Annotated in this window: 5 protein-coding genes; 2 read left to right on the top strand and 3 right to left on the bottom strand. The window is 38.7% G+C overall.

Annotation, left to right across the window (positions count from 1 at the left end; genetic code table 11):
* Positions 1–490: 490 nt before the first annotated feature.
* From hpnH to F6K13_RS06565, 3 genes are all read right to left on the bottom strand, one after another.
* A complete protein-coding gene (gene hpnH, locus F6K13_RS06575; protein WP_124146506.1) occupies positions 491–1519 on the bottom strand; it encodes an adenosyl-hopene transferase HpnH in 1029 nt (342 codons plus the stop codon).
* 465 nt (positions 1520–1984) lie between these two features.
* The gene (locus F6K13_RS06570) at positions 1985–2596 is read right to left on the bottom strand and encodes a hypothetical protein (RefSeq protein WP_124146505.1); all 612 of its coding nucleotides are present in this window, start codon (positions 2594–2596) and stop codon (positions 1985–1987) included.
* Between the two features lie 331 nt (positions 2597–2927).
* Positions 2928–3977 carry a Fe(3+) ABC transporter substrate-binding protein gene (locus tag F6K13_RS06565; RefSeq protein WP_124146504.1) on the bottom strand — a complete coding sequence of 350 codons (1050 nt, stop codon included), beginning with the start codon at positions 3975–3977 and terminating at the stop codon, positions 2928–2930.
* A 1480-nt stretch (positions 3978–5457) separates the two neighbouring features.
* Between F6K13_RS06565 and F6K13_RS06560 the strand changes: the two genes are divergently transcribed.
* Positions 5458–8835 (top strand): ExeM/NucH family extracellular endonuclease, encoded by a 3378-nt coding sequence (locus F6K13_RS06560; protein ID WP_124155351.1) that lies wholly within the window; start codon positions 5458–5460, stop codon positions 8833–8835.
* Positions 8836–9132: 297 nt separating this feature from the next.
* Positions 9133–9567 (top strand): hypothetical protein, encoded by a 435-nt coding sequence (locus tag F6K13_RS06555; RefSeq protein WP_287287047.1) that lies wholly within the window; start codon positions 9133–9135, stop codon positions 9565–9567.
* The last annotated feature ends 73 nt before the right edge of the window (positions 9568–9640 follow it).

Here is a 9640-nt window from a genome sequence, read left to right as displayed (position 1 = left end):
TGAAAAAGTCTTATGGGTGAGGGTAGGAGGACCGAGTCAGGAGAAATGGGAATTATAGAGGAGGTAGGAGGAAGAATAGTCCCTTGATTTTTCTGCGCAACTATGCGCCTAAAATGCTAATTTTTTGAACCTAAGCGACCTAAAAGCTGGGACTTTTTTCAACTAAAAAATGTTAAAACCTTTATATGTCAATACTTTTAGATTTAATCAGCAAACCCTAATTAAATCAAACGTTGCCCGAATATTTGAAAAAGGCAGATAAAATTTATTATCGCTTGGGAGGTGATCACCACTTTAACGAAATTGTTGGGCGTAATTCTGGTTTTTACGCTCTTTACATTCCTCTGTTCCCTTACCACCAAAAATTATTGTCCTAACCAAAAGACGTAATGCTATCCTTTTGAAGAAGGTTGTCAGTGGTAGTCGAAAAAAGTTTACCCTAATCCCTACAACTGCCAAAAAATCGGAGCGTAGACACAATAACTTTTATTTAACCCCCAATTTTCAACAAAGAACCCAAAACTTGAGGAATATTTTCTAACTCCATTGCTGCTATTGCTGCTGTCGGTTCATAACCACAATGAACCATACAATCAGCACATTTAGAATTCCCACTTTTATAACCGTAATTATCCCAATTAGTTTCTTCTAAAAGTCCTTTAAAAGTAGCATAATATCCTTCATTCATTAAATAACAAGGTTTCTGCCAACCAAGCACACTATAACTAGGACTACCCCAGGGAGTACAATCATAATCTTTATCTTTTTCTCCCATCAAAAAATCTAAAAATAGAGGATTATGATTAAAATTCCAATTCTTTTTACCAGTTTTAAAAGGAGCAAGAATTTCTCTAAATAATAACTGTGTTTGTTGGCGTTTGAGAAAATGTTCCTGGTCTGGTGCCCACTCATAACTATAACCAGGAGAAATCATCATTCCATCAATACTTAAACTTTCTAGAAAATCAAAAAATTCCTGCATTTGTTTCGGGTCTGTTCCCTCAAATACAGTAGTATTGGTAGTAACTCGAAATCCTTTTGCTTTAGCAGCGCGAATTGCTTTAACAGCTATTTCAAACACTCCTTGTCGGTCAACACATCGATCGTGAGTTGCTTGTAAACCATCAAGATGAATGCTAAAAGTTAGATAAGGAGAGGGTTTGAATTTATCTATATTCTTTTCAAGTAACAAACCATTAGTGCATAAATAAACAAATTTTTGGCGATCGACTAACCCCTGCACAATTTCAGCAATTTGTAGATGCAATAAAGGTTCGCCTCCAGGAATAGAAACCACGGGAGCGCCACATTCTTCTACAGCAGCAAAACATTCTTGAGGTGTGAGGTTTTGCTTGAGTATTTCCTTCGGATGCTGAATTTTTCCACAACCAGGACAGGCTAAATTACATCTGAATAGAGGTTCCAGCATTAAAACTAGGGGAAAACGTTTACGCCCTTTGAGACGTTGAGTCAGGAGATATTTTCCTACTTCTAGAGCTTGTTGGAGTTGAATTGCCATGAATAACATCTTAATGTAAGTAATCTATTTATTTTTACACAATAGACATTACTTATATCATTAAGAGTTTGTTATGTATCGTTGTGATATAGAACCCATTTGGTATCTTCATAAATATGCGCGTTAGCTAGGAGACAGGAGACAGGAGACAGGAGACAGGAGACAGGAGGCAGGAGGTAAGAGGGAAGATGTGGGGAGAAATAATAAAAAAAATTCAACACTCCTTCAGATAATTTTTCCTCAAAATAGATGCACGAAAAGACTTGACTACCATAATTATATAGATCTCAAATGGGTTCTATAGACTAAGGAGTCATTCTCTTTTTTCTTCCCTCTTCCCTCCTAACTCCTGTAGGTCGCCCTACCGACAGCTCCCCTACCTGAGTTCTGACTCCTCCCTCGTTTATTTATAAGTATTCAACCGGACATGATATTAAGTCCTGAAAATCCCAAAAACCCATCCATTCAAACAAGTCTAGCTAATAAAATCCTGATTATGACCTCCAATTCCTCAGTAACACGGTAAAGATTGATTCCTTCACAGATAAATTTTGCTTGACGATCTAAAACACCAAACTGCCAAACATTACCAGTAGTTACAGCCCCTAAAATTTCAGTTTGTGGGGAATCAATCCATTGATCGAGGGCAATCATTTCCGTCGCTAACTGAGTAAAACCTCGATTAATATCCGCTTGTTTAGCTTCAATAACAATCAAATTCGTTGTCGAACGTAACAAATAATCTAATTTTCCTTGCAATCTGTTGTTAACTTGAATAGAATATTCTATTCTTAACTTAGCGTGGGAATAATGAATTAAATCTGAGATAATGGGCGCAATGAGCATTTCCCTACGGGTAGCCTCATTATCTAAATCTATATAAGGTAATATATCCTCAATGCGCTCCTTTAAATCAGTGATTCGGTCTAATTCATCAGGATATTGTGGTAAAGTGAGAAATTTTCGCTCAAATGAATAACCAAATTCAGCAACCAAATCATCTATCGTAAATCCCAACTCAAAATAATTGCTGAAAGTATAAGAACGATTAGGATCAAGTAATGGCTGACGAGTCATTGTTTTTCTCCATTAAATAATATCCAATCCGTTTAATTCGGTATAAAAAAATTTTTCATCTTCACCCATTAACAAATCTTTCTAAATTCTCTTCCCTTCTGAGTCCTGACTTCCCCTCCTGGGAGGGGTTAGGGGTGGGTTGACTCCTGACTCCTAATTAACTATCTAATTATACCAATGCTACCGGATTTGATATAATCTAGGACTTACGCAGTAAAACGTATTTCCGTCATTGCAACCCACAGGGTTTGCGGAGCATTCCGGGACGGAAAGCAATCTCAAACGCTACTTTTTCGTGCTTCGTGCGTAAGTCCTGATGATATTATCGTTACTATTTCCAGCCCACACGATCCATTAATTTAATCGCTTCAGCATTCAACTTGCCATAAGTAGCAACATTAATAGAATCGCTCTTGAAGTTGCCATAGGTTGTCAAAACGCTAGGAACAGGTACACCTGCAACTACAGGATATTCATTGTTACCCTCAGAGAAGATTTTTTGAGCTTCTGGGCTGGCCAAATGTTCGAGAAACTTAATTGCACCTTCTTTATTTGGGGCAGTTTTAACTACGCCACCACCACTAATATTAATGTGAGTACCCCGCCCATTTTGGTTAGGGAAAAACATTCCTATTTTCTGAACAACTGCTTTGTCTTCTGCTTTGTCAGATTTTGCTAAACGGCCTACATAGTAACTATTAGCAATACCAATATTACCGATACCTGCAGCAACACCTTTTATTTGAGCAGTATCATTTCCTTCTGGAGGTCTGGCAAAGTTGCTAACAAAGTCTTTTGCCCAATTTTCTGTGTCTGATATTCCATGAATTTCAATTAAAGATGCTATTAAGGATTGATTATAAATGTTATTGGAGGAACGAATCAGAATTTTGCCTTTCCATTTATCTGTGGCTAAGTCTTCATAAGTTGATAGCTCAGATGGTTTAACTTTGTCTTTGTTATAAACTATTACCCGTGCCCGTTTGGAGAAACCAAACCATAGGTTTTGGGGACTGCGGAGGTTTGCTGGAATTTTACTGTTGAGAGTAGATGAAGAAATGGGTTGCAAGATTCCTGCTTCTTCAGCTCGTCCCAAACGACCTGCATCTACTGTAATAAAAACATCTGCAGGGCTGTTAGCACCTTCGCTTTTGATACGTTCGATTAACTCATCTCCTTTGCCTTCTATGAGATTGACTTTGAGGCCAGTTTTTTTGGTGAAACTGTCGTAGAGAGCTTGATCGGTATCGTAGTGGCGAGAAGAATAGAGATTTATCGCCCTACTTTGGGCTAATCCTCGATTACTTTTACCAAGTTCGGCGATCGCCACACTTGCCATTGCTGTGCCTGTTGCTAAAAATATACGTCTAGTAATTTTCATTTTCAATTTTCTCCTCGTTTTTGATCGATAAATTAGGTATCGCTAATCACTTAATTTTCGCTGATTAATTTTAATGATATTGCAATTTATTCTTGATAATTTTTATCCTTTATCAGGATTAATTTATAGAAAATTAGACTCTACCTTTGAAAACTTGCGATCATTTGACCTGATTTTATCTATAATAAGTAGTGACTTTGACAGTGACTTTGACAATGTATAAATTGTTTCCAGACACTATTTAAGTTTTACTCACAAATTTGTTTTATCTCATAATTAAATATATTTGTCAAGTAGTTATTAATTTATTTTTCTATACTGAGAAATTTTATAGAAAGCAGCCAGGCCTTATGACAAGTGTCTGATTTGAATAGACATTATTGAAAACTTAGGGCTTGCTGAAGAAGTTGACACCCTGTTGGTTTCAGCCAGCCGAATTCAGTAATAATACTTAAAGATCGGCTAAAGCAGCGCAAAACCCTTGTATTATACCAAATTCACGCAAAGGCAGTTACATCTTAATTTGTGATTTATTCCTAAAAGAAAAAATTATAAATTCCATAAATTCTCAAATTTCCACCTTTTTTCCTCTTTAATATTTATGTTTTTCTTTCTCTGTTCCCAGCTCCGGTGTTCCCAGTTAAGTGTGTCGTCACGCTTTGCAATATTTTATGAAATTGGTATTAGTTAGTGGGTTCGCACAGCGTTGCGTCAGTATCTCAGAAAATGGAGGTAAATTGACATTATAGATACCACCTGTTTCTCTGCCAATATCAGCATTTTCTATTAACGTTTAGGAATAATATCAAGTCCGGATAATTAGTGATGAAAAAACCTATTTTCTTACAGAGGGCAAATATCCCTATTATCCCTACTCCCTACTCCCTTATTTATAAGTATTCAACCAGACATAATATTATTATTGGGACTTACACAAAATAAAGTCAAAAAATAGGATCAAATATAGATGGGCAGAGGCTTTAACGTCAAAAATGCATAAATCCTGAATAAGCACGGGTTCTAGTCATTTTTAAGGCATCGACGTAATTCCCTTGTCTAGACTGACTTTACACAATCTTCACAAAACTGTTAGGTAATAGAGTTGTCGCTAAATAAGGGAAAAAAATCACTCTAACCTAGACAGAGCAATAATTCCAAGCATTTTTGCCACCCAATAGCTACAATCCTTGCAGAATAAGGTTTTTGGGATTTTTTTAAGTTATAAAGGGACAAGTCTAATATAAAGTTTCTATAAAGATATCTAGTTCTTAACTTAGACTTAACCCAAGATTGGATGACATTTGTTTAGATTAATTAAGTAACTTACAAATTACTAAGAAGTTGAGCATCAGCTCGCCGATAATATCTTGATTTTGTGTGTAATATGACTCACATATGAGAATAAATCACAAAGAATTATCAAACCAATACTAATTAGTCAAATACATTAACTGATCGTCAAATTAATTAGGAAATAAAAATGGCTGCAACTACACTATCATCAGGAGATATAGCCATTATTGGCTTTAACTTTGATAACCCAGATGAATTTGCCTTTACACCATTAGTAGATATTGGTGCAGGTACAGAAATTAATTTTACCGATAACGGTTGGCAAGCTGCTGGTAGTTTCAGAGCTAATGAAGGCACTTTTACTTGGACAGCACCCACAGATATTACTGCCGGAACAATAATTAATCCTACTGTCAGTAGTATTGCATTCTCAGTTGATGGCGACCAAATTATTGCTTATCAAGGAGATAGTAGCAACCCTACCTTTATTTATGCCCTCAACAGTGAAGGCAACCCCGGAGTATGGCAGTCTGACTCTACGAGTTCCAATACATCTGCCCTACCCACAGGTTTAGTTAATGGTGAAACAGCAGTAGCTTTAGACGAAATTGATAACGCTATTTATACAGGCATTACTTCTGGTACACAAGCCGAATTATTAGATGCCATTAGCGATAACTCTAATTGGTCTGGCAGCAATAGCACCAGACAAATAATGCCAACAAACCCTTTCACAGTTAGTGGTAGCAGTGGTGGCTCCAACCTAGTCATCAACGAGGTCTTGGGCAGCACAACAGGTACTGATGTCGAATTCATTGAGTTGTTTGGTCAAGCTGGAACATCTCTTGATGGTCTGAGTATTATTGTCGTGGAAAGTGATGCTGGTTCAAGTAATGGAACTATTGACCAGCGGGTCGATCTTGGCGCTGAGGATGTTATCGGCGATAACGGCTTTTTCCTCATTGGTAACACTCAAATTCTTGAGAACAGTATTTATGGTGTAACGCCTAATCAGGAAATTAGTTCTAACTTTGTTGAAAACAGCAGCTATACTATTGCTTTGGTAGAAACCAGCAGTTTGACGGGAAGCAGTGTGTCTGGTAGCGAAGTGGTTATAGATACCGTTGGTGTAACTGACGGCGGTACTACAGATTCATTCTTCTTTAATGCTCCAGTATTAGGTCCGGATGGTTCCTTCTTACCTGCGGGTGTGCGTCGTGTAGCAGACGGAGTAGATACCGATACAACAGGGGACTGGGTTTTCGGTGACTTCTCCCTTGGTTCAGACAATACTCCCACAGCTGGAACCAGCGATAATGGTGGCGGTACTGGTGAAACTAAACTCATCAGTGAGATTCAAGGTAGTGGTACATCCAGTCCACTAGAGGGTCAAACAGTAACTATTGAAGCTGTTGTTGTGGGAGACTACCAGGATGGTGCTAGCGGAACAAATGGAGATTTGAACGGTTTCTTTGTTCAAGAAGAAGATAGTGACGCAGACGCAGATCCTTTAACCTCTGAAGGTCTTTTTATCTTTGATGGTGACTCTCCTGCGGTAGACGTAAATATTGGAGACGTTGTTCAGGTTACAGGAACAGTAGATGAATTCTTTGGTTTGACTCAGCTAACCGATGTATCTGTTTCCATTCAAGGTACAGATACTTTACCAACTCCTGCTACTGTAAACTTCCCTGTGACTACAGTTGACGATCTAGAAGCTTTTGAGGGAATGGGAATAACAATTCCTGATACCCTATTTGTCACAGAATATTTCAACTTAGACCGCTTCGGTGAAATCGTCCTATCCTCTGATGGAGCTAGTAATGAACCAGGAACTGATGGTCGCCTGGAACAATTTACTGACTTCAATGCTCCAGACGTTGCAGGTTTTGCTGCTTATCAAGAAGAGATCTCTAAACGACGCATTGTTCTTGATGATGGTCAAACTGTTCAGAACCCTAGTACAATTATTCATGGCCGTGGTGGCAACCCTCTCAGTTCTACCAATACTCTACGGGGTGGCGATACTGTTGATAATCTCTCCGGTGTTCTCAGTTTTGGCTTTGGCGACTACCGAGTTCAACCTGTTAACCCCATAGATTTCCAAGCAACTAACCCTCGTCCAGAAACACCGGAAGACGTTGGCGGAGATTTGAAAGTTGCTAGTATCAACGTTCTCAATTTCTTTACTACTCTAGACGAAGATGGTAATCCTGGTAGCGGTCCTAACGGTCTTTCTCCTCGTGGTGCTGATAACCAGACTGAATTTGACCGTCAAGTTGAAAAGTTGGTTACAGCTCTGGAAGATATTGACGCAGATATTGTTGGTTTGGTTGAGTTAGAGAACGAATTTGGTGGGGACCAAAATGGTGACGGTCAGTTTGCCATTGAGACATTGGTTGATGAACTTAACGACCGAGTCGGTGCAGGGACTTATGCTTATGTCGATCCAGGCGTTCCTTTTGTGGATACAGGTGATGCAATTTCTGTTGGTGCAATTTACAAAACCGACAGCGTTCAAGTTGCTCCTGGAACAACAGTGGAAGTTCTCACAGATTCCGATCTGCCCGATCTTGGTTTAGGTGGCACAGTATTTGATGGAGAGGATACTAACCGCGCTCCTCTTGCTGTCACTTTTGAAGAACTAGCGACAGGCGAACGCTTGACAGTATCTGTTAACCACTTTAAGTCTAAAGGAGGTACTGGCACTGGTGACGATGCAGATGCGGGTGACGGACAAGGAAACTTCAATGGTACTCGTTTACGAGGTGCTGAAGCTCTAAATGCTTGGTTAAATACTGACCCCACTGGTAGTGGAGATAGTGACTTTTTGATTGTAGGTGACTTAAATGCTTACGCTCAGGAAGACCCAATTACATCCCTGGAAACAGAAGGTTACACAGACCTAATCGAGGAATTTGTTGGCAGTGACGCTTACTCCTTCGTATTTGATGGTCAATTTGGCTATCTGGACTATGCTTTAGCGAATGAGTCACTGTTATCCCAGGTAACGGGTACTACAGAATGGCGCGTTAATGCTGACGAACCTGATGCTCTTAATTACAATCTTGATTTCGGACGCGATCCAAGTCTGTTCAACGGTCAAGATCCATTCCGCAATTCCGACCACGACCCCATAATAGTTGGTTTGAATTTGGAAAGCTCCACTCCTGGAGAAGTAATTGAGGGTACTCGGCGTCGGGATAATTTGATTGGAACCGATGGCGATGATACTATTACTGGTTTCCGAAATCGAGATGTTCTTACTGGTGGCGGTGGTGACGATACATTCGTTTACACTAGCATTGTAGATGCAAGAGATATCATTACTGACTTTGAAGTAGGTAGCGATAAAATTGACCTAGCTGGAGTATTAGATGGTTTTGGTTTTGTTGGAGTAGATCCCATTGCTGATGGTTATGTTGGTTTCCGTTCTCGTCGTGGAAATACTATCTTGACTATCGATCCTGATGGTGATGCGGGAAATGGTCGCGCTCGCTCTTTCTTGTTAGTGCAAGATGTTAATCCTGCGGAATTGAATAATCCAGACAATTTCATTTTTTAATTGATTGAGATTTTAGCGATCGCTTTCCCTGGCGATCGCTCTTTCTATGAAGATTCAGACTATGGAAAAAACTCAAAGTTTAAGTTATTTCACTCAATTACTGCATATTAATTTTCTTTCAGACATCAGTATTATCACTATTGTCATTGCTAGTAAAGTTTTGTACAATAGATAAAGTTTTGTACAATAGAGAAAAAGCAAGTAATTTTTCTACCATAGTCAAGAAGCTATAGGGTGCATAACAACTTTTAAATTTACGCAACCAACCAACATTTGCTCCCTTTTACTAAAAAAACCATGACTAACATTTTTCAAAAGTTATCTTTCGTTGCTACAACTACAGTTCTCAGCTTATCAGTCATTAATACTAATCCTGTTAATGCAGTTTCAATTATTTATGATTTTGAAGTTAATAATTTAGATGGTTCTTTAGCAGGTGAAACATACTCTGGATTTTTTGAATTTGATGATTCTGCATTAACAGGAATAGGTGAAGAATTTTTATCTGTATCAGAACTCAGTTTCGATTTTCTAGGTATCAACTACACCGAAGCTGATGGTTTTCCTGAAGTTGTATTTCTTGACGGTGACTTTCTGGGATTGAATTTTGAGACAGATGCTGAATTCTCTTTTTTAGAAGGCTTATTTGACTCTAGTGACCCTTTCTTTTCATACAATATTCCTGGACAAGGAGAAGGTGCATCCACAGACAGACAGATCGGTGAAACCTGAGTACTCAGTACTTAATAGCTCCCTGATTTCATCTAACCGGGTGATGGTCTCAGGGCAGCACCGTGGATCTTGC

This window comes from Okeania sp. SIO2B9 (assembly GCF_010672505.1).
GTDB classification, from domain to species: Bacteria; Cyanobacteriota; Cyanobacteriia; order Cyanobacteriales; family Microcoleaceae; genus Okeania; species Okeania hirsuta.
The sequence above is the reverse complement of the archived record's forward strand: the minus strand, read 5'-3'. Positions and strand labels throughout refer to the sequence as shown.

What these genes read in the sequence shown, in the direction of transcription:
- hpnH (WP_124146506.1), bottom strand. Translation starts at nt 1,519, where the DNA reads ATGGCAATTCAACTCCAACAAGCTCTAGAAGTAGGAAAATATCTCCTG.
- F6K13_RS06570 (WP_124146505.1), bottom strand. Translation starts at nt 2,596, where the DNA reads ATGACTCGTCAGCCATTACTTGATCCTAATCGTTCTTATACTTTCAGC.
- F6K13_RS06565 (WP_124146504.1), bottom strand. Translation starts at nt 3,977, where the DNA reads ATGAAAATTACTAGACGTATATTTTTAGCAACAGGCACAGCAATGGCA.
- F6K13_RS06560 (WP_124155351.1), top strand. Translation starts at nt 5,458, where the DNA reads ATGGCTGCAACTACACTATCATCAGGAGATATAGCCATTATTGGCTTT.
- F6K13_RS06555 (WP_287287047.1), top strand. Translation starts at nt 9,133, where the DNA reads ATGACTAACATTTTTCAAAAGTTATCTTTCGTTGCTACAACTACAGTT.